Genomic DNA, 26,261 nt, shown 5'->3' on the forward strand with positions numbered 1-26,261 from the left:
GGTTGAATCATTCGCCCCGGCCTATTGAACGTCAAGACCATATGAACAAGTGATCAATACGATCATTCGGCTCGGCCGCCGGGCCCGGGCCACAGGTCGTCACGCGGTACGCCGGAGCTCCTCGCGGCGGACCGCGTGCGCGAACGGCAGGCCCGCGGCGTAGCGGGCGATCTCCTCGACCGCGGAGCCGGCCATCCGGTGCAGTTCATTGCCGACGGAGCCCGCGATGTGCGGGGTGAGCAGCACGTTCGGCAGGTCGTAAAGCGGGGAGTCGGCCGGCAGGACCTCCGGCTCGGTCACGTCGATGACCGCGTGCAGCCGGCCGGAGACCAGCTCCTCGGTGACGGCGGCCGCGTCGACCAGCGAACCGCGTGCCGTGTTGATCAGGGTGGCGCCGTCGCGCATCAGCCCCAGCCGCCGGCGGTCGATCATCGCCCGCGTCTCGGGCAGTTCCGGCGCGTGCAGGCTGACCACGTCGGACGCCCCGCAGAGTGCGTCGAGCCCCGCCTTGCGGGCGCCGAGCGCGGCGGCCTCGGCCTCGCTCACGTAGGGGTCGTAGAGGATGAGCTGGAGATCGTAGGGGCGCAGCAGTTCGATCACCCGGCGGCCGATCCGGGAGGCGCCCACGATGCCGACGGTGCGGCGGTAGTTGCCCGCGTGGCCGTACCTCAGATGCCAGTCGTGAGGCCGGCCCCGGACGCTGCGGTACTCCTCCCGGAGCTGCATCACGCGCTTGTTGGAGAGCAGGACCATCGCGACGGTGTACTCGGCCACCGGCAGGGAGTTGGCCTCGGCGGCGGTGGAGACGGTGATGCCCCGGTCCCAGCAGGCGTCGGTGACGAGGTACTTGACGGATCCCGCGGCGTGGACGACGGCCCGCAGGTGCGGCGCGGCGGCGAGGACGCGGGCGTCGAGGCGGGGCGCGCCCCAGAAGGTGAGCAGCACCTCGGCCTCCGCCAGCGCCGCGCGGACCTCGGGTCTGCCGAAGTCGTCGGCGATCAGCCCCGGGTCGAGGTCGGCCACTTCGTGGAGCCGGCGGGCGGTCGCGTCGTCCAGCAAGCGGGGGCCCAGTGCGGGGGCCATCGCGAGCAGGGTCCGCGGGCGGCGAACGGGCATCTGAATGCTCCTTGCGGCTGAGTGAGGCCGCGCCGACTCTACGAAGCCGGATTACGATCGTCAAGATCTAACAATCATAAAGCTCGATTCGGTCAATACGATCGCAAGTGAATCAGGCGGCGGCCGCCCGCCGTACGCCGCGGATCACCATGCACGCGCGCGCAGCCAGTTGAGGGCCGCCGACACCATGCCCAGGACCGCGTAGAGGATGAGGACGGCCCACCACGGGCCCATCCCCGGCGCACGGCTCTGCAGGAAGAAGGCGAGCACCCCCGCCGCCACCGCCACGCCCGCCATGGCCTCCCAGTGCCTGTCCCCGTCCGAGCCGACGTACAGGGCGGCGCCCGCGGTCGCCGTCATCGTGGCGCCCACGATCAGCCACCGCATCGAGTGCGGGAGTCCGTCCGCCCCGGAGGCCGGGCATACGTCCGCCACCGCGCACAGGAGGACCGCGAGGAGCGCGGCCGGCAGTAAGGCCAAGGACAGCCGTCCCAGGGCCCGGGGCACGCCCTCCCCCGCGGTCCGGATGCGCATGCCCACCGCCAGGGCGGGGACGAAGGCGCAGATGAGGACGGTGTGGCCGGGCGGTGAGAACCAGGACCCGGCGCTGAAGGCGATGCCCACCCAGGCCAGTGACGCCGCGAACGCGGCCCACAGCGGTGCGACCAGCGCGAAGACCTCCGGCAGGCAGAGGAAGGGCTTGAGCAGTCCGAGCAGGGCCCGCGGCAGCCGGGCGAACCGCTCCCCGGAGGGCTGGAGCGCCGGCCATGCCAGGAGGCCCGCCCGCAGGGCCGCCCGGCGGGGGTCGGGCGCACGGAGCAGGGAGGGCAGGCTCTCGGAGCCGATCGAGGAGAAGGTCTTGAGGGCGGTGTCGAACTCGGCTTCCGGCGGGTCCTGCGGGACTTGGGGCCGGTTGCCGTCTCCGGGCATCCGGACCAGCGCGGCGACCATGGGGAGTTCCTGCGCGAGGATCTCCCGCTGCCGGATCTGGGTCAGCAGATGGCGCAGCCGGTCCCAGGGCTCCGGCCCGGACGGGGTGCCGGCCCAGAGCCGCGCCAGGGCCGCCGTGGCCGCCGCTTCGCCGTCCGGGCCGGCTCCGTCCCCCAGCTGCCCGGGCAGCCAGCCCAGGGACGGTGCGAGCCGGGCGGCGACTTCGTCGAACAGCCCGGGGGCCGTGGGATTGCCGAACGCCTGCTCCAGGCGCCTGTCGGTGGCGGCGACGCGGACCAGTGAGGCGGCGGCGTCCAGGCGTCCCCAGATCCAGTCGCCCAGGCGCCAGCGGGCGCTGAGGAACGCGGAGAAGTTGCTCAGCTGGTTGCCGCTGAGCTTGCCCTCGACGAGTTCCTTCGGAGGCTTCGGGCCGAGCAGGCGCTCGGTGGCCCAGCTGGCGTTGGCCGCGGAGACGGTGTGGAAGCCGACGGACACCGGCTCGGCCAGCGGGTCCGGGTGCAGTGGCCCCAGGAGCACCTCCGCGGCCGCCAGCACGGTCTCCATGCCCTCGGTGCCCAGCGCGGCGGCCTGGTGGAGCGCCCCGAATCCCGGCAGGGGTTCGGGCGGCGGGCCGCCCTGGCCCGGGCACATCGCCAGGCCGATGTCCCGGCCGAGCTCGACGAGGCTCTCCCACAGGCGTGCGTAGAGGGCTTCACCCGGCGAGGGCGGCTCCGCGGTGCTGTCGCCGGCGGGGTCCCCGGCGGCGTCCGCGGGTGGCTCCGAGCAGGGTGCCTCGGGCTCTGCGGCCTTGCAGGCGAGCCGGGCCGCCCAGGTGTCCCACCTGCCGTCCGTCGGCGGCGCGGGCAGTACGGGGTCCAGCTGGTCGGTGGCCCAGCCCATCAGTACGAGCGGATCCACCGTGCCGGCGGCGAGGCCGGTGGTGAACGCGTGGAGGACCGCCCGGTCACGGGCGGCGATGAAGGTGGCGACGGCGAGCCGGTGCGCGTACAGGCGGGTGCGGCACTCCGTCAGCAGCGGCAGGTTTCCGGTCTGCCCGCTCCGTTCGAACGCGCAGATCCACTCCAGCAGCAGCCGCAGGCAACGCGCGAGCGTCATCGGCGAGCGTCCGTCGCTCGGGATCGTCGCGAAGGAAGCGCCCTCGGGCAGGACCCACTGCTCCCCCACCGACCGCACCCGGGCGAGGAAGGCCACCGAGCGGTCCCCGTCCTCCGTGTCCAGCGCGTCGAGCGGGCCCGGGCCGCCGGGAAGCGGCAGCGGGTCCGCGCCGGTGACCTCGACGGGGTCCTGGAGCAGCCGGACCAGCCTGCGGGCCTCGGCGCTCCCCGCCAGCCTCCGGTAGGCCGCCAGCCGGCCGGTGGCCGCCTCGACGCACTGGCCGAGCGTGGCGGGAAGGACCCCGGTGAGGCCCTCGCGGCGGGCCACGGTGTCCTCGACCGCCTGGAACTCGGCGGCGTCGTCGAGCAGGGATTCGGCGCCGGCCCTGACCGCGAAGGACTTCAGCGCCAGGCGCAGCAGGCGGGTGACCCGGCCGGGGTCCTGCGCCTCCTCGGGGGCGGCCGGGTAGGGGGGAACCGGCTGGAGGAAGAGCAGCCACCGGTCGACGCTCCGGTCGGCCGGGGATCCCGCGATCGCGCGCAGGGCCCAGGCCACCGGGATGTTGTCCAGCAGTCCGCCGTCGACCAGTTCCACCCGGCCGCCGGAGGCCGGGTCCGGGTAGCCGGTCTCGCTGCTGATGCCCCACAGGTTCGGGGGTTCCGGCGGCTCCGTGGCGGCCCGCGGTGGCGTCCCGGTCACGGGCCGGGCCGGTTCGAAAGCGCCGGGGAAGGAGGACGAGGCGCGGGCCGCGTAGGCGAGCCGGTTCAGGGCCTCCGCCTTCCCCGCACCGGTGGGGAAGTCCGTCAGCGGAGGCGCCGAGGGGTCTGCGATGGTGCGGTGCCGGAACCGGAAGTAGGCGCGGGACCGACCGGTCAGCAGGGGCTGCCCGAGGGTGGGACGTACCCGATCGGGCCGTGGCCGCAGTCGCGTGGCCGTCAGGATCAGGCGCAGCGCGGCGGGGGGTTCCGGCGGCGGCGATCCGGCGGCGATCAGCTGTTCCAGCTTGGCCCGCAGGCGCGGGTAGAAGACCTCGTCGCCGCGCAGGAGGGAGTCGGGGACACTGCCCGGCCGGGCGGTGTCGCGGAGCAGTGATTCCAGGTCGCCGAGCTCCAGCCACACGTCGCGTACGCCCTGGCCGAAGGGCATCCCGTAGACGAGGTGGCAGGCGAGGAGTACGCCGTTGAGGCCGCCCGCGCTGGTTCCGGCGAGGACGTCGACCGTGACGTCCTCGTACTCGCAGGCCTTCAGGAGCGGCCCGTACACCCCCTCCTGGCTGCGCAGGGCGGCGACCTCGCAGCACGATCCGCCCATCCACACGGCGAGGCTCACTCCGCCGCGCATGGCCAGGGCCAGGCGCAGTTCCGTGCTGAGAGGACTCGGCTGGGCAGGGCTCATGACCTCAGCCTCGGGCACCCCGGCCCCGGCGGCATGGCGGACTGAGCCAACCCGGCCACGAAGAGCACCCCGGGCGTCCCGGACACCCCTAGGGGGTGTCCGGTGGGTCAGGGTCGGAGAGCCCGGGTCGGCTGGTGCCGTGGATTGCAAGGCGGAGGAGGGAGTCACTGCGGAGCATTGACGACCGACGACAACGCGGCAAGGCGCGGTGCCAGGCGGCCCGGGCCCGGCCCTGACCCACCGGACACCCCCTAGTGCTCCCGGCTGCGGAGGGCGGGGGCTGCCGGGATGATGGAGGAGAGCGACCTCCGAGAGCTGGGAGAACGCGATGACAGAGCAACCCGCCTCCTACCGGCCGGTGAGGGTGACGGCAGAGCTGGACGCGCCGCTGTCGCGCTGGCTGTGGCTGGTCAAGTGGATCCTCGCGATCCCCCATTTCATCGTGCTGGCCTTCCTCTGGATCGCCTTCCTCGTGATCTCTGTGATCGCGTTCTTCGCCATCCTCTTCACCGAGCGCTATCCGCGCGGGCTGTTCGACTTCAACGTCGGGGTGCTCCGCTGGTCCTGGCGGGTGTCGTACTACGCGTACGGCGCACTGGGCACCGACCGGTACCCGCCGTTCAGCCTGGGCCCCGAACCCGGCTACCCGGCCCGGCTCGACATCGCCTACCCCGAGCGCCTCTCGCGCGGCCTTGTCCTGGTGAAGTGGTGGCTGCTGGCCATTCCGCACTACCTCGTCATCAGCTTCTTCACCGGTGCCTCGCACTCCTGCATGTGGGGCGGCGGGCTGATCGGCCTGCTCGCCCTGTTCGCGGTCATCGTGCTGGCCTTCACCGCGAAGTACCCGCGGGACATCTTCGACCTGGTGATCGGGCTCAACCGGTGGGTGCTGCGGGTGAGCGCGTACGCCTCGCTCATGACGGACGAGTACCCGCCGTTCCGCCTGGACCTGGGTGGCGAGGAGCCCGCCGCCCCGGTGACCCCGTAGAGGACTCGGTAGGGCATCGCCGCTGTCGCGGTGGTCACGCGAAGGTGACGATGCGGTCACGCACCGCCACACCCGGTGCGGCAGGATCGTTGCTCCGGCATGCAGAAGACGCATTTCGCTACGGAGGCGACGGCCGGGCCACCACGACCGCTCAGTGCGGATCCTGTGCGGTCCGACTCGCCGATCTACGACCGGCTGGAACTCGAATGGCTGCGCGCGGGGCGGACGGTACCGCGCCCGGTGAGCCCGGCCGGCTGGCGGCGGGTGGACGACGACGACCGCTTCAGGAGGGCCTGAGAACCCGTCGCGCAGGGGCCGTCAGTCGCGGTGGCGGGCCCTGCCTGCGCCGGCTCCGGCGAGCGGGGCGGTGTCCAGGCCGGCGCCGTGCCGGAGCCCGTCCAGGAAGGCCGCGACGGCGTCGGTGGCCGTGCGGGCGGGTTCCCAGCCGAGTTCGGCGCGCGCCCGGCCCGCGTCGAGCAGCGGCAGCCGCAGTACGGCGTCCAGCAGGCCGGGGGCGGCCGGCACCAGGTGCATCCGCCAGCCGGCGGCCAGCACCGCCCGGGCCGTGCGCGTCGGGACCTGCACCGTACGGGCGCGCAGCAGCCCCGCCACGGCGGCCGTGTCGAGTACGGGGTCGGCCACGAGGTTGAACGGGCCCCGGACCGGCCGCAGAACCGCGGCCAGGTAGGCCCGGGCGGCGTCGTCCGTGTGCAGTGCCTGGAACCGCAGCCCGGTGACCTCGGGCACCACGGGGATCAGACCGGGCCGCACCAGCCACCAGGGCAGCAGCGGGCCCGCGAAGATCCGCCGCTGCTCGGACGCCGACGTCGCCTTGAACAGGAAGGCGGGGCGCATGCGGACGACCCGCATCCGCGGATGGGTGAGCTGGTAGCCGTCCAGGTAGCGCTCGAGGTAGGCCTTCTCCCGGGTGTACGCGGCGCCCGGCCATCCGTGGGTGGGCCAGGACTCGTCGACCGGGCGGTCCGAGGCCGGGCCGGGTGAGTAGGCCCCCACGGAGGAGGCGTGCACCAGGACGCGTACGCCTGCCTGCGCGCACGCCTCGAACACGCGGATGCCGCCGAGGACGTTGGTGGTCCAGGTCTCGGCCGGGTCGTGGGTGGGCTGGAACTTCCAGGCCAGGTGCACCACGGCGTCCGCGCCTTCGAAGAGCGCGCGGAGGTCGGCGCCGTGCGGGTCGATGTCCGCGGCGGCCCACCGCACCCCGGCCGGCCAGGAGCCGGCCGGCCCCGGGAGGCGGCGCGCGACGCCGAGTACGTCGCCGACCGACGGGTCTTCCGCCAGGGCGCGCACGACGCTCGTCCCGGCATTGCCCGTCGCTCCGGTCACTACGACGCGCATGACACCCACGCCGCCTCCCGGTACGGGCTCCGGCGGCGGGAGCGGCCCCGGATGTGTACGTTGCGGCGTTCACGCCTGGGACTGGAACCGCGAGGCATGGTGACTCCTTGGCTGGTGTGCGTCCTCGATGACGAATCCGCTGCGGGGCCGGGTCGGGATCCGGCTCAGCGGGATGGAGAGGTCCTGTTGCGGTACGGCGAAACGCAGTTCGGCGAGGGCGGGCGCGAGGACGGAGAGCAGCGAGACCGTGATGTCCTCACCCGGGCAGCGGTGGCCGGTCCGGGCGTCGCCGCCGCCCTGGGGGATCAGTTCGTCGGGGGGTTCGCGGCCGAGGAAGCGCCCCGGGTCGAAGCGGTACGGCGCCGGCCACAGGTCCGGGTCGTGGTGGTGGCCGTAGACGTCGAGCAGGAGCAGGGTCCCGGCCGGGACCGCGGTGCCGTCGAAGGTGAGGTCGCGGGCGGCCGCGGCTCCGAGGAGGGGAACGAACGGGTAGAAGCGTCTGACCTCGTGGACGAACGCGCGCGCGTGCGCGGGGCCCTCGGTGAGCAGTTGTCCGGACCGTGCGGGATGGCGGTGCAGGGCGTGCGCGGCGAAGACGGCGTACCAGGCGATGGCGACGGTCGGCCGGATGATGTTGAGGAGTTCCACGGCCGCGGTGTGCGGGTCGAGCAGGGCGCCGTCGGGGCCGCGGTGCGTGGCGACCGCCTCCAGGGGCGATCCGGCCAGGGCGGCGTGCCGGGACGGGGCGAAGGGGCCGTCGGGGTGGGGGCCGTGGCCGCGTACGTCCTCGACGGCGCGGGCGAGGGCGTCCTCCTGGCGTTCCCGGGCGTGGCGGGCACGCCGGTGCCGGAGGCCCGCGGCGGCGAAGCCGTCGACCATGGCCACGCAGTCCTCGGCGATCTCCGGGGCCGCGTCGTCCGGGACGGGCAGACCCACCCAGTCGCAGACCGCCCGCGCGAGCAGGGCGGCCACCTCGTCGAAGAGCACCACCCTGCGGTCCTCCCAGGTGGGCACCGCGTCCTGCCAGCCCCTCTCGACCCGGCCGGTCAGGCCGCTGATGCCGTCCGGCGTCATGAGCAGGGAGGTGAACATCCGCTTGCGCACCCGGTGCGGTATCCCGTCCAGGGTGTGCACCGCTCCCCTGCCGAAGAGGGTGTCGAGTACGGGCACCGGGACGGCCCCGTGGCGCTGGACGCGGTCCTCGTCGTAGAAGAGGGCGACGGCTTCGGGGCCGTGCAGCAGGGCGGCGGGCCGGCCCATCAGTCGGGTGCGGACCAGGTCCGCACCGTCGTGGTGGCGGCGCAGCGCCGGGGCCCAGGCGTAACCGTGGGCCAGCAGGGACAGGGTGCTGTCGGTCAGTGGAACGGACATGGGCTGCGCCTACCCGTCCGCCCCGGGCCCATGCCGGTGCCTGTGTGCCGCAGGAGGCGGAGGCGGTGGTCCGGGACGGCCGGACGCGCGGCACCGGCCGCCCCCTGCGTGGCGGCTGCCCGGCTCCAGGCGGCCGAAACCCGGCCGGTCACGCCCGTGCGAAGGCCGTCGTACGGGCGTGGGGGAAGCCTGACGGCCGTTACGCGCAGGCCGGGCACAGACCCCGGTAGGTGACCTCGACCCCGGACACCGTGAAGCCGAACCGCTCCTCCGCCGGGAGGCCGGCCAGCGGGTCTCCGGTCGCGTGGACGTCGCGGATCAGGCCGCAGCCGGAGCACACCAGGTGCTGGTGCGGGCGGTGGGCGTTGGGGTCGTAGCGCTTGGCCCGGCCGTCGGTGGAGACCTCCGCGACCTCACCGAGGGAGACCAGCTCGCCCAGGGCGTTGTAGACGGTCGCCCGGGAGATCTCGGGCAGCCGCTCGGCCGCGCGGGCGTGCACCTCGTCGGCCGTCAGGTGCACGTGGTCACCGTCGAGGACCTCCGCGACCACACGCCGCTGGGACGTCAGACGCCAGCCGCGCCCTCGCAGTCGCTCCAGCAGGTCACTCATATGCGGCTCACCCATTCAGGCTCGGCGTGGTACCCGAAATGCACTGCCGGACGTCCTCGAAGACGTCCGGTGTCCGAGGGGATATCGGCTTGGTGTGCTTCTTGACTTGGACTGCGTCCATCGTAGGATCGGATTTGTTGCTGGCCAAGGTACGGGAAGACTCCAAAGCGGCAGGAGACCGAAACGTTCCGACGTCCCGCTGCTCCACACCGTCCGGGACGGTGACCCCTCGCCGTCGCGGCGGACGAGCCGCCCGGGTCCGGCCGTTGACCTGTGGCCCCACCTGTGCCCCACCCCCAGAACGTTCTCCCCCGCATGCAGCTCCTGAGCCCCGTGATCCGCTTGGTCCGGAAGGATTCCCATGTCTGAGAACCACGATGCAGTCGTCGTCGACGCGAAGTCGGAGGGCAGTGGCGGCTGTCCGGTCGCGCACGGACGAGCCCCGCACCCGACCCAGGGCGGCGGGAACCGCCAGTGGTGGCCGGAACGGCTCAACCTGAAGATCCTCGCCAAGAACCCGGCCGTGGCCAACCCCCTCGGCGAGGAGTTCGACTACGCGGAGGCGTTCAAGACCCTCGACCTTGCCGCCGTCAAGCAGGACATAGCCGAGGTCCTGACGACCTCGCAGGACTGGTGGCCCGCCGACTTCGGCCACTACGGCCCGTTCATGATCCGGATGGCCTGGCACAGCGCCGGCACCTACCGGATCAGCGACGGCCGCGGCGGCGCCGGAGCCGGCCAGCAGCGCTTCGCCCCGCTCAACAGCTGGCCGGACAACGGGAACCTCGACAAGGCCCGCCGCCTGCTGTGGCCGGTGAAGAAGAAGTACGGCCAGAGCCTCTCCTGGGCCGACCTCATGATCCTCACCGGCAACGTGGCCCTGGAGCAGATGGGCTTCGAGACCTTCGGCTTCGGCGGTGGCCGCGCGGACGTCTGGGAGCCCGACGAGGACGTGTACTGGGGTCCCGAGACCACCTGGCTCGACGACGAGCGCTACACGGGCGACCGTGAGCTGGAGAACCCGCTCGGCGCGGTCCAGATGGGCCTCATCTACGTCAACCCGGAGGGCCCGAACGGCAACCCGGACCCGATCGCCGCGGCCCGCGACATACGCGAGACGTTCCGCCGGATGGCGATGAACGACGAGGAAACGGTTGCTCTGATCGCGGGCGGCCACACCTTCGGCAAGACGCACGGCGCGGGCCCCGCGGAGAGCGTCGGCGACGACCCCGAGGCCGCCTCGATCGAGCAGCAGGGCCTCGGCTGGAAGAACTCCTATCGCACCGGCAAGGGCGCCGACGCGATCACCAGCGGTCTCGAGGGCATCTGGACGACCACTCCGATCACCTGGGACAACAGCTTCTTCGAGATCCTGTTCGGCTACGAGTGGGAGCTGTTCAAGAGCCCTGCCGGAGCCAACCAGTGGCGGCCGAAGGAGGGCGCCGGGGCCGGTACGGTGCCCGACGCCCACGACCCGTCGAAGAGCCACGCCCCGACGATGCTGACGACCGACCTCTCGCTGCGCATCGACCCGGCCTACGAGCAGATCTCGCGGCGCTTCCTGGAGAACCCCGCCGAGTTCGCGGACGCCTTCGCCCGTGCCTGGTTCAAGCTGACCCACCGAGACATGGGCCCGGTCGTGCGCTACCTCGGCCCCGAGGTGCCGTCCGAGACCCTGCTGTGGCAGGACCCGCTCCCCGCGGTGACGCACGAGCTCGTCGGCGCCGAGGACGTCGCCGCCCTCAAGCGGCAGGTCCTCGCCTCGGACCTGTCGGTCTCCCAGCTGGTGTCCACGGCGTGGGCGGCGGCCTCGTCCTTCCGCGGCAGCGACAAGCGCGGCGGGGCCAACGGCGCGCGCATCCGCCTCCAGCCGCAGAGCGGCTGGGAGGTCAACGAGCCCGACCAGGTGGCCACGGTGCTGCGCACCCTGACCGGGATCCAGGAGTCGTTCAACGCGGCCCGGAGCGGCGGCAAGCGGGTCTCGCTCGCCGACCTGATCGTGCTGGCCGGCGCCGCCGCCGTCGAGCAGGCCGCCCAGGACGCCGGCTTCGACGTCCAGGTGCCCTTCACCCCGGGCCGCGCGGACGCCACGCAGGAGCAGACGGACGTGGAGTCGTTCGCCGCGCTCGAGCCGGTGGCCGACGGGTTCCGCAACTACCTCGGGAAGGGCAGCCAGCTGCCGGCCGAATACCTGCTGATCGACCGGGCGAACCTGCTGAACCTGAGCGCCCCCGAGATGACGGCCCTCGTCGGTGGCCTGCGCGTCCTGGGCGCGAACCACCAGCAGTCGCGGCAGGGCGTCCTCACCAGCACCCCCGGGACGCTGACCAACGACTTCTTCGTCAACCTGCTCGACCTGGGCACGACGTGGCAGGCGACGTCCGAGGACCAGAACCACTTCGAGGGGCGCGACGCCGCCACCGGCGAGGTCAAGTGGACCGGCACCCGGGCCGACCTGGTCTTCGGTTCGAACTCCGAGCTGCGCGCGCTCGCGGAGGTCTACGCGAGCGATGACGCCAAGGGGAAGTTCGTGAAGGACTTCGTCGCGGCGTGGGACAAGGTCATGAACCTGGACCGGTTCGACCTCGTCTGATCCTCCCGTCCGGGCCGGCCGCTGCTGGTCGGCCCGGACGGCGTACCCGGCCGCAACACCCCTCGCCTTGACCCTCACAGCCCTCGTGAGCTGATGAAATGCCTTCCACGGCAGGCCGGCCGCGGCTTGCCGGCGGCGGCAGGCGGGCGAGGGAGGCACGTGTCGGAACAGGACAGGCTGGAGGCGCGGCTGCGCTCCATGGAGGAGGCGCTGGAGCGGATCGGAACCTCCTCCGACGAGCGGGAGACCTGCCGGGAGCTGGCCGGATTCCTCTTCCGTACGCTGTGCGACGCCGCGGCGGTCCACCTGTCCGGCCGCGGCGCCCGCACCGAACGGGTGGCGGTGGCCGGCCCGGCGGATCTCCTGGACGGGCCAGCCACCGAGGGCGCGCCGGTGGTCCGGGCCCGGGACCAGGGCCGTCCCCTGGAGACGTGGTCCGGACAGGTCGCGGGCACCCGCACCTACCTCGTCGCGGTTCCCCTGGCCGGCCCGGACGGGGTCTACGGCAAGCTCGTCGCCGTCCGCACGCGCGGGGAGTTCAGCGACCACGAGATGGCCACCCTGCACTTCGCGGCGCGGCTGGCCGGTATCCACATCGGTCACGCGCGTCGTCTGGCGGCGACCGAGAAGACCGCGCTCGACCTGCAGCGCGCGCTGGTGGCGGAACCCGGCCGGCCGCACCCGAACCTGGAGGTCGCCAGCCGCTACCTGCCCGTCGGACCGCGCGCCCTGGTCGGCGGCGACTGGTTCGAGACGGTGCGCCTGCACTTCGGCCGCACCCTCCTCGCGGTCGGGGACGTGATGGGCCACGGGCTGGAGGCCGCCGTCGACATGAACGCGTACCGCTCCGTCCTGCGCGAGGTCGCCTCCACCGATCTCGCCCCGCACCGGGTGCTGCGCCAGCTGGACGCCATGTCCGCGTCCGACGAGAGCCGCAGGCCCGCGACCTGTCTGCTCGTCCGGGTCGATCCGGCCCGCGGCATGGCCGTCTACGCCAGTGCCGGGCACCTGCCGCCCGCCGTCTTCACCCGTGACGGCTCGGGCGAACTCCTCGACGTCCCCGTCGGCCCGCCGCTGGGCACGGGCACGGGAGAGTACGAGGCCCTCGCTCGGCCGCTCACCGCGGACCAGACGCTGCTGCTCTACACCGACGGGCTCGTGGAACGCCGCAGCGAGGACATCGACACCTCACTGGCCAGGCTCGCCGCCCTGCGGGTGGGGGCCCGGGCGAGCCTCGCCGAAGTGGTGGACGCGGTCTGCGACGGGCTCGACGCACAGCACGCCGAGGACGACGTGGCCGTCCTCGCCGCCCGGCTGCGCCCCCGGCCGCCCCACCCCGCCGAAGGCGACGCGACGGACGCCGCGCAGTTCGCGGCGCCGGGCGCCCCGGGACGGCCGGCTCAGCCGCCGGTCGCCGAGAAGTGCTGGTAATCGGGGTTGGACCAGCGGCCGCCCCAGTACCAGCCCACTTCCCCGAAGGCCCGGGTGACGACGTCGCCGCGGCGGATCATGCCCGGCACGGGACGGTCGCGCCGCAGGTGGGAGCGGCCGGCGGGCGGCCGGACGGTGCCCCGGCGGTCCACGTACGGGTTCTCCACGGGGCCGATGTCCACGGCGTCCCCGTAGGCGTGCCGGGAGCGGCGGCCGACGTCGCCGGTGACCTGCCGGCAGTTGAAGGCGGAGGTGTTGTCGTCCGCCATCGACCGCGCGTCGTCACCGCCGTACGCCGCCACCGACCGCATGCGCCGTATGGGGAACTTCGCTTCGAAGAGCTTGCCGAAGACCTGGAGGAGGGGCTGGACGGCCCGCTCGTGGACGACGAGTTCCCCCCGGTGGACCGTGCCGTCGAACCCCCAGTGGTTCATCCGGATCAGCCGCAGCCGTTCGGGTCCGACCGGACAGCCCGGCCGGTACGTGGCGCCCAGCGCGGCGGGAGACACCCGCTCCACCTCGGCGGCCAGCCGGGTGCGCGAGGCCTGCACGAGTGCTGCGGACGGGGGCCGTGGCGGGGGCTGGGCGCCACTCGTACAGGCGGGCGTGGCGGTGCACAGCACGACGACCACGGCGACGGCGGTGAGGGCAGGGCGCACCGCATCACCGTAAGCGGGCCCGACCCTCGACGCATGGCGGAGCGGAATCCGGTAAGACGCCCGGTAGGGACCCGGTAGGGACCCCTGAGGAGGACCCATGCCCCGCGTATCGGTGGAAGGCTCCGAGGTCGTCGTCCGGCTCTCCTTTCGGGAGCGGATGGCCGTACGCCGGAGCGGGTTCCGCGTGCCCGTGGCGGCGTTGCGGCAGGTCGGCGTGGAGTCCAGCTGGTGGCGGGTGCTGCGCGGGGCGCCCGGCAGGGGCAGCTGGCACCCGGGGCGCTGCGTCGGGTTCAGGCGGCTGCCGGAGGGCGGCGCGGACTTCGTCGCGGTACGGGCCGACCGCCCGGCGCTGCTCCTGGAACTGGACCCGGGCGCCCCGCTGCGCCGGCTCGCCCTGTCCGTGGCGGACGCCGAGGGGACCCGGCGCGCGCTGCTGGCGGTGATGCCCGCGGCGAAGGCGGCGGGCGACCCTGGCAGCGGGCCCCCGGAGCCCCGGGAGGTGGACCCGCCGGCGGTGCACCGGCCCGCGCTGCAGCACGAGGGCGGCGTGGCGGACGATCACGGACGGCGGCCCGGGACCCCCTCGCGGACCGGGACGGGGTCGGCGGAGCCCCCGGCCGACCCGGAGCGGGTCCGCGCGGCCGGCGAGGGCGGCGTGAAGCGGGCAGGTCACGGGGTACGGCCCCCGGCGGAGCCCTGACGGCCGGGGCTAGTGCTGTGATCCACCGGACACCCCCTGAGGCTGGGGGCGGGTCGTACCGGGGCGGCAGACGACCTTCGGGTTGTAGGTCTCGAAGGCGCCCATGGGGTTGCTCTTCCAGAGCCACAGGTGCAGTGCGTAGTGCACCGGCTGGCCGGGGAAGTTGCCGCGCTGGGGGCCCTTGAAGGGCCTGCCGAACAGGCTGGGGCGGTCGTCGTCCGTCGCGGTGTTCTGGTCCCGGTCGTAGACCAGCCACTGGACGCCGACGAGGCGTTTGCCGCCGCGTCCGTCGTCCTCGTAGTACAGGGCGGCGGGCACCGCCGGGTCGACGGAGTTGTCGTGGGCGTGGTTGAAGTGCGGGTAGCCCAGGGCGCCCTTGCCGCCCACCCGGTCGACGACGCAGTACTTGTCCGGCACGTAGCCGGCCTTCACCGCGTTGGAGTGCAGCGTGTACGGGGCGGTCGCCCGGTACGTGACGGCCCGTTCGGCGTCGGCAACGCCGGGCACGTGCGGGCCGGCCGCCGACGCTGCCGACGCGTGGGTGACGGCCAGGGCCGCCGCCAGGACGAGGGAGGCGGCGGCCGTGGCGACCGGGGAGAGGCTTCGGGCCATGGGAACTCCTGGTCAGACGGTGGCCAGTTGGGGGATGAGGCGCAGCGCGTTGTCGTGGTAGATCCCCTGGAGCTGCTCCGGGGTGAAGGCCGGGTCAGCGTCGAGGGCGGGGAGCGCGATGTCGGTGACCGTGTCGGCCGGGGCGGCGGGCCAGTCCGTGCCGAAGAGGAGGCGGTCGGCGGGGACCTGGGTCAGCAGGGTCGCCGCCGGAGCCATGGGGCCCGCCGTGTCGTAGTAGAAGCGCTGGAGGTGGTCGCGGACGGCCGCGGGGTCGACGGGCGGGTCGCAGAACCGTCCGAGGGCCTGCATACGGGTCGCGATGGACGGGAGGAAGCCGCCGGCGTGCGGCAGGATCACCGAGATGTCGGGGAAGCGGTCCAGCGTCCGTCGGCTGATCATGTTGACCGCGGCCCGGGTGGTGTCCAGGAGGAAGTCGCACATGAAGTTGGGGATGCCCGGGACCGTCGTCGCGCCGGGCGGGCAGCCCGGGAGGTTGTGCGGATGTGTGTCCACGACGGCGTGGTGGTCGTTCAGCTCGTGGAACACGCGGTCGTAGGCGGGGTCTCCGAGATAGACGCCGCCGTAGTTGGCGGTCACGTTCACGCCGACGGCGCCGAGCTGTCCGAGGCCTCGGCGCACGGCCCACGAGGAGGCGTCGGGGTCGTCGAGGAAGAGGGGGACGTAGAAGGCGAACCGCCCCGGATGCGAGTTCGCCACCTCGATCATCGACTGGAGCGTGATGTTGATCGCCTCGCGCAGTTGCGCCGACGAGGGGTAGCGGGCCGGCAGCATGGGCTTCAGGACGGCTGTCGCCACTCCCGCGCGGTCCATGAAGGAGATCGCGGCCTCGGTGTCGAGCAGTGCCCACGGCGGTAGTTGTTCCCGCTTGATGAGCCCGTGGTGCTCCGCCCATTCGCGCCATTGCGGAGCGCAGTAGTGGTGATGCATGTCGATCTTCGCCTGGTGCCCGTGCGCCTCGACCGGGCCCAGGACGGCGACGTCGCGCGCGGCCGAGGTCGGCCGCTCCTCCGCCTCCGTTCCGAGGAGGCCCAGTCCGGAGGTACTCGAATATTCGGGCATCGCCCGTCCACCACCTGTCGTTTCGGTTCGTGTTCGAGGGGGCTGCGTTCGAGAGGGCTGTGTTCGAGGAGGCTGCTGGGGAGTGGGCTACGTCCGGGGGGTCACGGAGGCCAGCGCCGGGGCCGCGTCGGGCGCCGGTGGGCGGTTCCCGGCCGGCCGTGACGGGTCCAGGACGAGCGGGAGCCGCTCCAGCCCCCGGAAGGCGGCCACCGGCCCCTTGAGCCAGGCCGCCTCGCTCGCCCGGGGGTCCGCCAGTCGCATGTCGGGGAAGTCCCGCAGCAGGCAGGAGAGCGCGACCTCGAGTTCGAGCCGCGCCAGCGGCGCGCCCAGGCAGTAGTGCGTTCCGTGGCCGAAGCCCAGGTGTGTGCCCTGGAGCCCTTCGCGCGTCACGTCGAGGACGTCCGGGGAGTCGAACTTCGCGGGGTCGCGGTTCGCCGAGGAGATGGCGATCTGGACGAGGGAGCCCTCGGGAATGACCGTGCCCCGGAGTTCGACGTCCTCGACCGCGTACCGGAAGGTGGAGGTCTCGACCGAGCCCTCGAAGCGGACGATCTCCTCCACGGCGCCGGGGATCAGCGCCGGGTCCTCGCGGAGCCGGTCCAGCTGGTCGGGCCGCAGCAGCAGATGGAGGACCGAGTTCCCGATCTGGAACGCCGTGGTCTTGTGGCCGGCGAAGAAGATGACCCACAGCGAGGAGATCAGGTCCGCGTCGTCCAGGGCTCCCTCCGCCCGGATCAGGTCGCTGAGGAAGCTGTCGGACGGGTGGGCGCGGGTGTGGGCGATCAGCTGTCCCAGCCGGTTCTGCAGCCACTCCTCGGCGGCGTGCAGCTCCGCGCTCTTGGAGGGGTCGAACCGGGAGCGCGTCACCACGCCGAACTGGCTCAGGATCTCCGGGCGGTCGCCCGGCGGGATGCCCATCAGCTCGCACAGCACCGCGATCGGGAGCGGGAACGCGAAGGTCGGCATCAGGTCGACCTCGTTGGCCTGCCCGCATTCCCTGAGCAGTTTCTCGGCGATCTCCGTGATGCGGGGTCTCATCTCCTCGACGCGCCGCGGGGTGAAGGCGCCCCGCAGGGAGCGGCGCAGCCGGGTGTGCCGGGGCGGGTCCGAGAAGAGCACGTTGTCGTCGAGGGCGTCGAAGAAGCTGCCGTACACGGCGTGGTAGGTGTCGAGGGCGCCGTGCATGTCCTTGCTGAACCGCGGGTCCGAGAGTGCGTCGCGGGCGTCGTCGTAGCGGGTGATGAGGTAGGTGCCGATGCCGTGCGGAGGCGTCAGGGGGCATACGGGGGCCTGCTCGCGCAGCGCCGCGTAGGCGGGGTGGGGGCAGCTCCGGAACTCGGGCGCGCCTCTGGACACGGCCGAGACGATGTCCCGCAGCCCGCCGGCGTCGTCCGGTGCCGCATTCTCCTGCGCCATGCTCCACACCCTTCGTGAGACTCCCGCTTCCGCGCAGACACCGGTTCCCTGCGGAGGCGGACGGCGAAACGGCCCTTGGCTCGTTCGAGTGAGCGCGCCGGCGCGGGGAGAGGGCCGTCGCAGGCGAAGGGCGCTACTGGTCAGCGCCGGGGTGTGGCCGTACGGGGCGGCTGCCCGGGCAGGTGCCCGGGAGACAACTGAATGGCCGTGTGGCGTGGGGCAGCACCCGCTTCTGGCCGCCCCGCCGGGCCGGAACGGAGCGAGGGCTCCGTTCCGGCCCGACACCGCGTCAGGCGGTGGTGCCCACCTCGGTGCGGACCGTGCGGGCCGCTTCCACCAGGTGTTCCAGGGAGGTGCGGGTCTCGGTCCAGCCGCGGGTCTTCAGGCCGCAGTCGGGGTTGACCCACAGCCGCTCGGCCGGGATGGCTTCGAGTCCCTTGCGCAGCAGGGCGGCCGCCTCGGCGGTGGAGGGGACGCGCGGGGAGTGGATGTCCCAGACGCCGGGGCCGACCTCGCGGGGGTAGCCGGCGGTGGCGAGCTCGTCGGCGACCTGCATGTGGGAGCGGGCGGCCTCCAGGCTGATGACGTCGGCGTCGAGGTCGTCGATGGCCTGGAGGATGTCTCCGAACTCGGCGTAGCACATGTGGGTGTGGATCTGGGTGTCCGGGCGGACGCCGCTGGTGGTGAGGCGGAAGGATTCGGTGGCCCAGGCGAGGTACCCGGCGTGGCCCGCGGCCCGCAGCGGCAGGGTTTCGCGCAGCGCGGGTTCGTCGACCTGGATGACGGAGGTCCCGGCCGCTTCGAGGTCGACGACCTCGTCGCGCAGGGCGAGCCCGACCTGCCGGGCGGTCTCCCCGAGGGGCTGGTCGTCGCGTACGAAGGACCAGGCGAGCATGGTGACCGGGCCGGTCAGCATGCCCTTGACCGGCTTGGCGGTCTGCTCCTGGGCGTAGGCCGTCCAGCGGACGGTCATCGGCTCGGGGCGGGAGATGTCCCCGGCGAGGACCGGCGGGCGGACGTAGCGGGTGCCGTAGGACTGGACCCAGCCGTGCTGGGTGGCGAGGTAGCCGGTGAGCTGTTCGGCGAAGTACTGGACCATGTCGTTGCGTTCGGGTTCGCCGTGCACGAGGACGTCGACGCCGGTCTTCTCCTGGAAGGCGATGACCTCGCGGATCTCGGTCCTGATGCGCTCCTCGTATCCGGCGGTGCCGATGCGTCCGGCGCGCAGGTCGGCGCGGGCGGTGCGCAGTTCGGTGGTCTGCGGGAAGGAGCCGATGGTGGTGGTGGGCAGCAGCGGCAGCCGCAGGTGGGCGCGCTGGGCGGCGGCGCGCTCGGCGTAGGGCCGGGAGCGGCGGCCGTCGGCCTCGGTGACCGCGGCGGTGCGGGCCCGTACGGCCGGGTCGTGGGTGATCGGGGAGGTGGTGCGGGAGGCGAGGTCCGCCTGGTTGGCGGCGAGTTCGGCGGCGATCGCCCCGGTGCCCTGGGCCAGGCCGCGGGCGAGGGTGGTGATCTCGGTGGTCTTCTGGCGGGCGAAGGCGAGCCAGCGGCGGATCTGCGGGTCGATGTCCCGTTCGGCGGTGGCGTCCAGCGGGACGTGCAGGAGGGAGCAGGAGGCGGCGACGTCGACGCGGCCGGCGAGGCCGAGGAGGGTGCCGAGGGTGGTCAGGGACTTCTGGTGGTCGTTGATCCAGATGTTGCGTCCGTTGACCACACCGGCGACCAGGCGCTTGCCCGGCAGTCCGCCGACGGCCGCGAGGTCGTCGAGATTGGCGGCCGCGGCGTCGGTGAAGTCGAGGGCGAGGCCTTCCACGGGCGCCTTCGCGAGGACGGGCAGGGCTTCGCCGAGCCGGTCGAAGTAGGAGGCGACCAGCAGCTTGGGCCGGTCGGTGAGGCCGCCGAGGTCTCGGTAGGCCCGGGCGGCGGCGCCCAGTTCGGCCGGGGTGCGGTCCTGCACGAGGGCGGGCTCGTCGAGCTGGACCCAGTCGGCGCCGGCGCCGCGCAGTTCGGCGAGCACCTGCGCGTAGACGGGCAGCAGCCGGTCGAGCAGGGTCAGCGGGACGAAGTCCTCGGCGACGCCGGGGGCGGGCTTGGCGAGCAGCAGGTAGGTGACGGGTCCGACGAGGACGGGGCGGGGCGTGTGGCCGAGGGCGAGGGCTTCCGCCAGTTCGGCGACCTGCTTGGCGGAGTCGGCCGTGAAGACGGTTTCGGGGCCCAGTTCGGGGACGAGGTAGTGGTAGTTCGTGTCGAACCACTTGGTCATCTCCAGCGGCGCCACGTCCTGGGTGCCGCGTGCCATCGCGAAGTAGCCGTCCAGGGCGTCCGTGTCGACGGCGGTACGGTGCCGGGCGGGAACCGCGCCGACCATGACGCTGGTGTCCAGGACGTGGTCGTAGAACGAGAAGTCCCCGGTGGGCAGTTCGTGGAGGCCGGCGTCGGCGAGCTGCTTCCAGTTGGCGCGGCGCAGGTCGCGGGCGGTCTCCTGGAGGGCTTCGGCGGTGACGCGGCCCTTCCAGTAGCCCTCGACGGCCTTCTTCAGTTCGCGGTTCTGGCCCTGGCGGGGGTAGCCGTACACAGTGGCCTGTACTGCCGCGGCTGCGGACTCGGTGGTCACGGAACTCTCCTTCGCGAGCGTGTCTCCATGGGCCCGGTGACGGGCCGAGGGTGCGAAGGGGTGCCGGATCGGGCGGGCCTCCGGGGTCGCGCGGAAGGACTGCGCGACGGAGATCCGCCTGAGGTGCACGCCGACCCGCCCACGAGGTCACCGGGAAACCGCGCGCGTTCGTTCGCGCACGGGCAACGGGCAGGTCTTCGGACTCGCGGGCGCGCCTGCCGGTCTCCCGGCGGGCACCTACTGGCCGTCGCTTCCCAGGACCGGTTCCGGTCCCAGTGCGTATGACGGCGGTCGTTCCCGCTCACCGCTGCGGGGCAGTCCCGGATTCCCACCGGGTTCCCTCTTACGACGCATCCCGCCTGGCGGACGGGGCGAACCAGCTGCGTGGGCCACCCTAGGTCGACCCGCCGGGGGATGAACACCGTGGTCCACATATCGGACGGCGAAATGGGACACGGCGCGGGTGCGGCGACACCACTCGCCGCACCCGCGCCGTGCCTCGTCTCCGGCGCACCCTCTGCCCCGGAGACGTGCCGGGCCCCTCAGCCCCGGCCGTACGTGTGGAACCCGCGGCCGCTCTTGCGGCCCAGCAGCCCTGCCTGCACCATCCGCCGGAGCAACGGGGGCGGGGCGTACAGGGGTTCCTTGAACTCCTCGTACAGCGATTCGGCGATCGCCGCGACGGTGTCCAGGCCGATCAGGTCGGCGAGCTTGAGCGGGCCCATCGGGTGGGCGCAGCCCAGTTCCATCCCCGCGTCGACGTCGGCGGGGGCGGCGAATCCCGATTCGGCCATGCGGATGGCCGAGAGGAGGTAGGGGACCAGCAGCGCGTTGACGACGAAGCCGGCCCGGTCCTGGGAGCGGACCGTGGTCTTGCCGAGGGCGTCACGGGCGAAGGCCTCGACGGCGGCCAGCGTGTCCGCCGAGGTGTGCAGGGAGGAGACGACCTCCACCAGCGGCAGGACGGGGACCGGGTTGAAGAAGTGCAGGCCCACCACCCGGTCGGCGCGGCCGGTGGCCATGCCGAGCCGCATGACCGGGATGGCGGAGGTGTTGGTGGCGAGGATCGCCTCCGGGTCCTCCACGGTCTTGTCGAGACGGGTGAAGACCTCCGTCTTCGCTTCGGGGTTCTCGGTGACGGCCTCGATGACGAGCTGCCGGTCGGCGAGGTCCTCCAGGTCGCCGGTGAAGACGAGCCGCGCCAGCGCGTCCTCGGCGGAGATCCGGTCGAGCTTGCCCCGCTGGACGGCGCGTTCCAGGGAGACCGCGACCCGCTCCCGGGCGGCCCGGGCGGCGGTGGCGTCGGCCTCGGCGACGACCGTGTCGAGTCCGGCGCGGGCGCAGACCTCGGCGATGCCCGCGCCCATCTGGCCGCCGCCGACGACCCCGACGCGCTGGATGCGGGCCGGCCGCGCGGGCGCGTTCACGCGTTCACCCGCACGGCGGCGCGGCGGACGAGGTGGCGGGTGTAGGCCTCGGGGGTGAAGAAGGCGGGCAGTTGCGCGGTGAGCGCGGTGTCCGCGAAGACCTCCCGGGCCTCGGTGGCCAGGGCTCGCGGATCCTCGGCCGCCAGGGCGGCGCATTCGGCGTCGAGGAGACGGGTGACGGTGGCCCGGTCCACGTGACCGTGGCGCAGCCACTGCCAGATCTGCACGCGGGCGATCTCGGCGGTGGCGGCGTCCTCCATCAGGCCGTACAGGGCCACGGCGCCGCTGCCGCGCAGCCAGGCGTCGAAGTAGCGCAGGGCCACGGCGATGTTGGAGCGGACGCCGTCCTGTGACGGGGGCGCGCCGATCCGGCGTACGGACAGCAGGTCGGCGGCGGTGACCTCGACGTCCTCGCGGGTCCGGTCCCGCTGGTCCGGCCGGTCGCCCAGCACCTGGCCGAAGACCTCGCGGCAGACGGGGACCAGGCCGGGGTGGGCGACCCAGGAGCCGTCGAAGCCGTCCTCGGCTTCCCGCTCCTTGTCGAGGCGGACCTTGGCGAGGGCCGCGGTGTTGGCTTCCGCGTCCCGGCTGGGGACGTGCGCGGCCATGCCGCCGATGGCGTGCGCGCCGCGCTTGTGGCAGGTGCGCACGAGGAGTTCGGTGTACGCCCGCATGAACGGGGCGGTCATGGTGACCTTGGCCCGGTCGGGCAGCTGGAAGTCGGTGCGGTGGCCGAAGGTCTTGATGAGGCTGAAGAGGTAGTCCCAGCGGCCCGCGTTGAGTCCCGCGCTGTGCTCGCGCAGTTCGTGGAGGATCTCCTCCATCTCGAAGGCGGCCGTGATCGTCTCGATGAGGACGGTGGCCCGGACGGTGCCCCGGGGGATGCCGAGGAGTTCCTGCGCGAGCAGGAAGACGTCGTTCCACAGGCGTGCCTCGTACCGGTTCTCCAGCTTGGCGAGGTAGAAGTACGGGCCGTACCCGGCGTCGATCTGCCGCTGCGCGCAGTGGAAGAAGTACAGGCCGAAGTCCACCAGGGACGCGGACACGGGCCGTCCGCCGATCTCCAGGTGCTCCTCGGTGAGGTGCCAGCCGCGGGGGCGGACCATGATGGTCGCGGGCCGTTCGCCGAGGCGGTACTCCTTGCCCTCGGGGGTGGTGAAGTCGATGCGGCGCTCGATGGCGTCGAGCAGGTTGAGCTGGCCGCCGATGACGTTGTTCCAGGTCGGGGCGGTGGCGTCCTCGAAGTCGGCCATCCAGACCTGGGCGCCGGAGTTCAGGGCGTTGACGGCCATCCGGCGCTCCGGCGGGCCGGTGATCTCCACCCTGCGGTCGGTGAGGCCGGGCGCGGGTGGGGCGACCCGCCAGTGCGGGTCGTCGCGCAGGGCGCGGGTGGCGGGCGGGAAGTCGAGCGGGGTGCCGCCCGCGAGGTGGCCCGAGCGGCGGCGGCGCTCCTTGAGGACCTCCAGGCGGCGCTCGGCGAACGCGGCGTCGAGACGGCCGATGAACTCCAGGGCGGCGGGGGTCAGGATCTCCTCGTGGCGCTCACCCGGTGCGCCGAGGACCTGGACACTGCTGGTCAGGGGCGAGAGGGACATGCGGTTCTCCTCAGCGGGGGCGGTGGGTGCCCGAGGGGGAAGTCCCCCGGGCACCCGTCGGGAAGGGGCTGGCCGACGGGGCTAGCGGGGCCGGCGGGCGGGCTTAGTGGAACTGCTCTTCCTCGGTGGAGCCGGCGAGCGCGGTGGTGGAGGAGGCCGGGTTGACGGCGGTGGAGACCAGGTCGAAGTAGCCGGTGCCGACCTCGCGCTGGTGCTTGACGGCCGTGAACCCCTGGGCCTGGGCGGCGAACTCCCGCTCCTGGAGGTCCACGTACGCGGTCATGCCGTGCTCGGCGTAGCCGCGGGCCAGGTCGAACATGCCGTGGTTGAGGGAGTGGAAGCCGGCCAGGGTGATGAACTGGAAGCGGTAGCCCATCGCGCCGAGCTCCCGCTGGAACTTGGCGATCTGGTCGTCGTCCAGGGCCGCCTTCCAGTTGAAGGAGGGCGAGCAGTTGTAGGCGAGCATCTGGTCCGGGTACCGGGCGTGGATCGCCTCGGCGAACTCGCGGGCCTGCGCGAGGTCCGGGGTGCCGGTCTCGACCCAGATCAGGTCGGCGTACGGGGCGTAGGCGAGGCCTCGGGCGATGACCGGGGCCATGCCGTTGCGGACGCGGTAGAAGCCCTCCGCGGTGCGCTCGCCGGTCACGAACTGCGCGTCGCGCTCGTCGACGTCGCTGGTCAGCAGGTTCGCGGCGAGGGCGTCGGTGCGGGCGATGATGAGGGTCGGGGTGTCCGCGATGTCGGCGGCGAGGCGGGCCGCGTTGAGCGTGCGGATGTGCTGCGAGGTGGGGACGAGGACCTTGCCGCCGAGGTGGCCGCACTTCTTCTCGGAGGCCAGCTGGTCCTCGTAGTGGATGCCCGCCGCACCGGCCGCGATCATCGCCTTGGTCAGTTCGAAGGCGTTCAGCGGGCCGCCGAAGCCGGCCTCGGCGTCGGCGACGATCGGGGCCAGCCAGTCGATCCCCCCGTCGGCCGAGCCGGTCGTGCCGCCTTCGGCGGTGGCGATCTGGTCGGCGCGCAGCAGGGCGTTGTTGATCCGGCGGACCACCTGCGGCACCGAGTTGACCGGGTAGAGGCTCTGGTCGGGGTAGGTGTGCCCGGCCTGGTTGGCGTCGGCCGCCACCTGCCAGCCGGACAGGTAGATCGCCTGGAGTCCGGCCCGCACCTGCTGGACCGCCTGGCCGCCGGTCAGCGCGCCCAGCGCGTGGATGTAGTCCTGCTCGTGCAGCTGCCGCCACAGCCGCTCGGCGCCGCGCCGGGCGAGGGTGTGCTCCTCGCGGACGCTGCCCGAGAGCCGGACGACGTCCTGCGCGCTGTAGGTGCGCTCGATGCCCGCCCACCGGGGGTCGTCGGCCCATCGCCGCGCGAGCTGCTCTGCCGCCGCCGTCGTGTTCGCCTCTGCCATGACCGTCACCGTTTCCATCCGTCGCTTGTCTTGCCAATGAGCGGGGCATACGCCCTGCTGATTGGCACTCTGTGCCTGTACCTGAGGTAAGACCGCCGGACCCGCCTGCGGGCCGAAGCTGAGCAATGCTGCCGAGCCGCTGGGTGGAACTGCCGGGATCACCGACATCAGGGCGTGAATCAGGCCTGGAAGTCCACCTCGGCTACCGGGTCCGGCGGGCCGCAGGACCGACTCTGACATTGGCACCGAGTGCCATCAAGGAGGTACATCTGCCAAGGTTTGCGAATCTTCGGCGGCCGTTTTGCCAAGGTTGCGAAGCCCTGCTCGGGCACCTGCCCGCGTACTCTGACGTGGCACGGCGAGGAGGAGGGGACTGCGGTGAGCAAGACGTACGCGGGTGCGCGGCTGCGGCGGCTGCGCGAGGAGCGGCGGATGACCCAGGCCGATCTGGCCCGGGTGCTCGCCATCTCCCCGAGCTACCTCAACCAGATGGAGCACGACTCGCGCCCGCTGACCGTGCCGGTGCTGCTGCGCCTCACCGAGGCCTTCGGGGTCGATCCGGGCTTCTTCTCGGAGCGCGACACCAGCCGCATGGTCGCCGACCTGCGCGAGGCGCTCGCCAACGAGGTCGCCGAAGCCCGCGTCTCCTCCTCCGACCTGGCCGAACTGGCCACCCGGATGCCCGCGGTGGCCGCGGTCCTGCTGGACCTGGGCCGGCGCGGCCAGCTCCTGGCCGAGCGCCTCGCCGATGCCGCCGACGGCCGGGACGGCGTGGCCGATGCCCCGCGCTCACCCCACGAGGAGATCCGCGAGTTCTTCTACCGGCGGCAGAACTACCTCCACGACACCGATCTCGCCGCCGAGGGCCTGGCCCGCGAGATCGGCATCCGCCCGGGGGACGTCGTCCACGCGCTGACCCGCCGGCTCGCCGACCGGCACGGGATCCGGATCGCCGCGGACTCCGACCGGCTGCACCACTACGACGCCGGTGCACGCGTCCTGCACCTGTCGAACCGGCTCCGGCCGGGCCAGCAGGCCTTCCGGATGGCCACCCAGCTGGGCCTGATCGAGTACGGGGACGCGCTGGACCGGCTGGCCGCCGAGGACTTCCCCGTCGGCTCCCCCGCCCACGCCCTCGCGCGGATCGGCATCGCCAACTACTTCGCCGCGGCCCTGATCCTCCCGTACGCGGCCTTCCACACCGCCGCGGAGGAGTTCCGCTACGACATCGAGAGGCTCACCGACCACTTCGGCCTCGGCTACGAGACCGTCTGCCACCGCCTCAGCACCCTGCAACGCCCCAGGCTGCGCGGGGTGCCCTTCTCCTTCGTCCGGGTGGACCGGGCGGGGAACATGTCCAAACGGCAGTCGGCGACCGCGTTCCACTTCTCCCGCGCGGGCGGCACCTGCCCGCTGTGGAACGTGTACGAGGCCTTCGCGGCGCCGGGCCGCATCCACGTACAGGTGGCCGCCATGCCGGACGGGCAGCGCTACCTGTGGACCGCGCGCGCCGTCACCCGCCACCGCGGGGGCTGGGGCGAGCCCGGGAAGACCTTCGCCATCGGCCTCGGCTGCGAGATCCGCCACGCGTCCCGGCTCGTGTACGCCGACGGACTCGACCTCGACAACGCCGCGGCCGCCACCCCGATCGGGATGGGCTGCCGGCTCTGCGAGCGGCTGGACTGCCCGCAGCGGGCCGTCCCGCCGCTGGGCCGGGCGCTGACCGTGGACGAGAACAGCAGCACCTTCATCCCGTACCCGGTCACGGGGAGCCCGGCCCCGGTCCGCGACTGACGCCTCGCATGCTCCGGCTGTGGGCGCGCGGAGCCGGGGGCGGGTGACGGCGT

19 protein-coding genes and 1 riboswitch are annotated in these 26,261 nt (G+C 73.1%); of the genes, 6 read left to right on the top strand and 13 right to left on the bottom strand.

Annotated elements, in window-relative coordinates; translation table 11 throughout:
• Window positions 1–99 precede the first annotated feature (99 nt).
• Both OG447_RS23470 and OG447_RS23475 read right to left on the bottom strand, forming a co-directional pair.
• Window positions 100–1,083: a hydroxyacid dehydrogenase gene (locus OG447_RS23470; RefSeq protein WP_266940110.1), complete on the bottom strand. Its 984-nt coding sequence runs from the start codon at window positions 1,081–1,083 to the stop codon at window positions 100–102.
• 177 nt (window positions 1,084–1,260) lie between these two features.
• Window positions 1,261–4,557: a DUF3376 domain-containing protein gene (locus OG447_RS23475; RefSeq protein ID WP_266939147.1), complete on the bottom strand. Its 3,297-nt coding sequence runs from the start codon at window positions 4,555–4,557 to the stop codon at window positions 1,261–1,263.
• A 328-nt stretch (window positions 4,558–4,885) separates the two neighbouring features.
• Here OG447_RS23475 and OG447_RS23480 point away from each other — a divergent pair, with 328 nt between their 5' ends.
• Complete coding sequence (locus OG447_RS23480; RefSeq protein WP_266939148.1) at window positions 4,886–5,545, top strand: DUF4389 domain-containing protein; 660 nt, start codon at window positions 4,886–4,888, stop codon at window positions 5,543–5,545.
• 99 nt (window positions 5,546–5,644) lie between these two features.
• A complete protein-coding gene (locus OG447_RS23485; protein WP_266939149.1) occupies window positions 5,645–5,842 on the top strand; it encodes a hypothetical protein in 198 nt (65 codons plus the stop codon).
• 21 nt (window positions 5,843–5,863) lie between these two features.
• Here the strand turns inward: OG447_RS23485 and OG447_RS23490 are convergent, their stop codons facing one another.
• From OG447_RS23490 to OG447_RS23500, 3 genes are all read right to left on the bottom strand, one after another.
• A complete protein-coding gene (locus tag OG447_RS23490; protein WP_266939150.1) occupies window positions 5,864–6,904 on the bottom strand; it encodes an NAD-dependent epimerase/dehydratase family protein in 1,041 nt (346 codons plus the stop codon).
• Window positions 6,905–6,973: 69 nt separating this feature from the next.
• A complete protein-coding gene (locus tag OG447_RS23495; RefSeq protein ID WP_266939152.1) occupies window positions 6,974–8,275 on the bottom strand; it encodes a cytochrome P450 in 1,302 nt (433 codons plus the stop codon).
• Between the two features lie 199 nt (window positions 8,276–8,474).
• Window positions 8,475–8,885: a Fur family transcriptional regulator gene (locus OG447_RS23500; protein ID WP_266939154.1), complete on the bottom strand. Its 411-nt coding sequence runs from the start codon at window positions 8,883–8,885 to the stop codon at window positions 8,475–8,477.
• A gap of 361 nt (window positions 8,886–9,246) precedes the next feature.
• On the opposite strand from OG447_RS23500, the gene katG reads away from it, so the two are divergent.
• Both katG and OG447_RS23510 read left to right on the top strand, forming a co-directional pair.
• Window positions 9,247–11,478 carry a catalase/peroxidase HPI gene (gene katG / locus OG447_RS23505; protein ID WP_266939156.1) on the top strand — a complete coding sequence of 744 codons (2,232 nt, stop codon included), beginning with the start codon at window positions 9,247–9,249 and terminating at the stop codon, window positions 11,476–11,478.
• 159 nt (window positions 11,479–11,637) lie between these two features.
• On the top strand, window positions 11,638–12,909 hold the full coding sequence (locus tag OG447_RS23510; RefSeq protein WP_266939157.1) for a PP2C family protein-serine/threonine phosphatase: 1,272 nt from the start codon (window positions 11,638–11,640) through the stop codon (window positions 12,907–12,909).
• Here OG447_RS23510 and OG447_RS23515 read toward each other — a convergent pair.
• The gene (locus tag OG447_RS23515; RefSeq protein WP_266939159.1) at window positions 12,879–13,568 is read right to left on the bottom strand and encodes a M15 family metallopeptidase; all 690 of its coding nucleotides are present in this window, start codon (window positions 13,566–13,568) and stop codon (window positions 12,879–12,881) included. The two genes, OG447_RS23510 and OG447_RS23515, sit on opposite strands and share 31 nt — an antisense overlap.
• A 97-nt stretch (window positions 13,569–13,665) precedes the next feature.
• On the opposite strand from OG447_RS23515, the gene OG447_RS23520 reads away from it, so the two are divergent.
• Window positions 13,666–14,268 carry a hypothetical protein gene (locus tag OG447_RS23520; RefSeq protein WP_266939161.1) on the top strand — a complete coding sequence of 201 codons (603 nt, stop codon included), beginning with the start codon at window positions 13,666–13,668 and terminating at the stop codon, window positions 14,266–14,268.
• Window positions 14,269–14,277: 9 nt separating this feature from the next.
• Here OG447_RS23520 and OG447_RS23525 read toward each other — a convergent pair whose 3' ends face one another.
• The 7 genes from OG447_RS23525 to aceA all read right to left on the bottom strand — a co-directional run bounded on the left by OG447_RS23525 (window position 14,278) and on the right by aceA (window position 24,414).
• Window positions 14,278–14,880: a hypothetical protein gene (locus OG447_RS23525; RefSeq protein ID WP_266939163.1), complete on the bottom strand. Its 603-nt coding sequence runs from the start codon at window positions 14,878–14,880 to the stop codon at window positions 14,278–14,280.
• A 12-nt stretch (window positions 14,881–14,892) separates the two neighbouring features.
• Window positions 14,893–15,960, bottom strand: coding sequence for an amidohydrolase family protein (locus OG447_RS23530; protein ID WP_266939165.1), 1,068 nt, complete (start codon window positions 15,958–15,960; stop codon window positions 14,893–14,895).
• A gap of 87 nt (window positions 15,961–16,047) precedes the next feature.
• Window positions 16,048–17,376, bottom strand: coding sequence for a cytochrome P450 (locus OG447_RS23535; RefSeq protein WP_266939167.1), 1,329 nt, complete (start codon window positions 17,374–17,376; stop codon window positions 16,048–16,050).
• Between the two features lie 289 nt (window positions 17,377–17,665).
• Window positions 17,666–19,987: a 5-methyltetrahydropteroyltriglutamate--homocysteine S-methyltransferase gene (metE, locus tag OG447_RS23540; protein ID WP_266939169.1), complete on the bottom strand. Its 2,322-nt coding sequence runs from the start codon at window positions 19,985–19,987 to the stop codon at window positions 17,666–17,668.
• A 170-nt stretch (window positions 19,988–20,157) separates the two neighbouring features.
• A riboswitch (cobalamin riboswitch) is annotated at window positions 20,158–20,383 on the bottom strand.
• Window positions 20,384–20,529: 146 nt separating this feature from the next.
• Window positions 20,530–21,414, bottom strand: coding sequence for a 3-hydroxybutyryl-CoA dehydrogenase (locus OG447_RS23545; RefSeq protein WP_266939171.1), 885 nt, complete (start codon window positions 21,412–21,414; stop codon window positions 20,530–20,532).
• Window positions 21,411–23,009: a malate synthase A gene (gene aceB, locus OG447_RS23550; protein ID WP_266939172.1), complete on the bottom strand. Its 1,599-nt coding sequence runs from the start codon at window positions 23,007–23,009 to the stop codon at window positions 21,411–21,413. The genes OG447_RS23545 and aceB overlap by 4 nt, the downstream gene beginning before the upstream one ends.
• 103 nt (window positions 23,010–23,112) lie before the next feature.
• Window positions 23,113–24,414: an isocitrate lyase gene (aceA, locus tag OG447_RS23555; RefSeq protein WP_266939174.1), complete on the bottom strand. Its 1,302-nt coding sequence runs from the start codon at window positions 24,412–24,414 to the stop codon at window positions 23,113–23,115.
• A 378-nt stretch (window positions 24,415–24,792) separates the two neighbouring features.
• On the opposite strand from aceA, the gene OG447_RS23560 reads away from it, so the two are divergent.
• Window positions 24,793–26,208 (top strand): short-chain fatty acyl-CoA regulator family protein, encoded by a 1,416-nt coding sequence (locus tag OG447_RS23560; protein WP_266939176.1) that lies wholly within the window; start codon window positions 24,793–24,795, stop codon window positions 26,206–26,208.
• The last annotated feature ends 53 nt before the right edge of the window (window positions 26,209–26,261 follow it).

Origin of the sequence: Streptomyces sp. NBC_01408 (genome assembly GCF_026340255.1) — a bacterium.
In the GTDB taxonomy this organism is placed as follows: domain Bacteria; phylum Actinomycetota; class Actinomycetes; order Streptomycetales; family Streptomycetaceae; genus Streptomyces.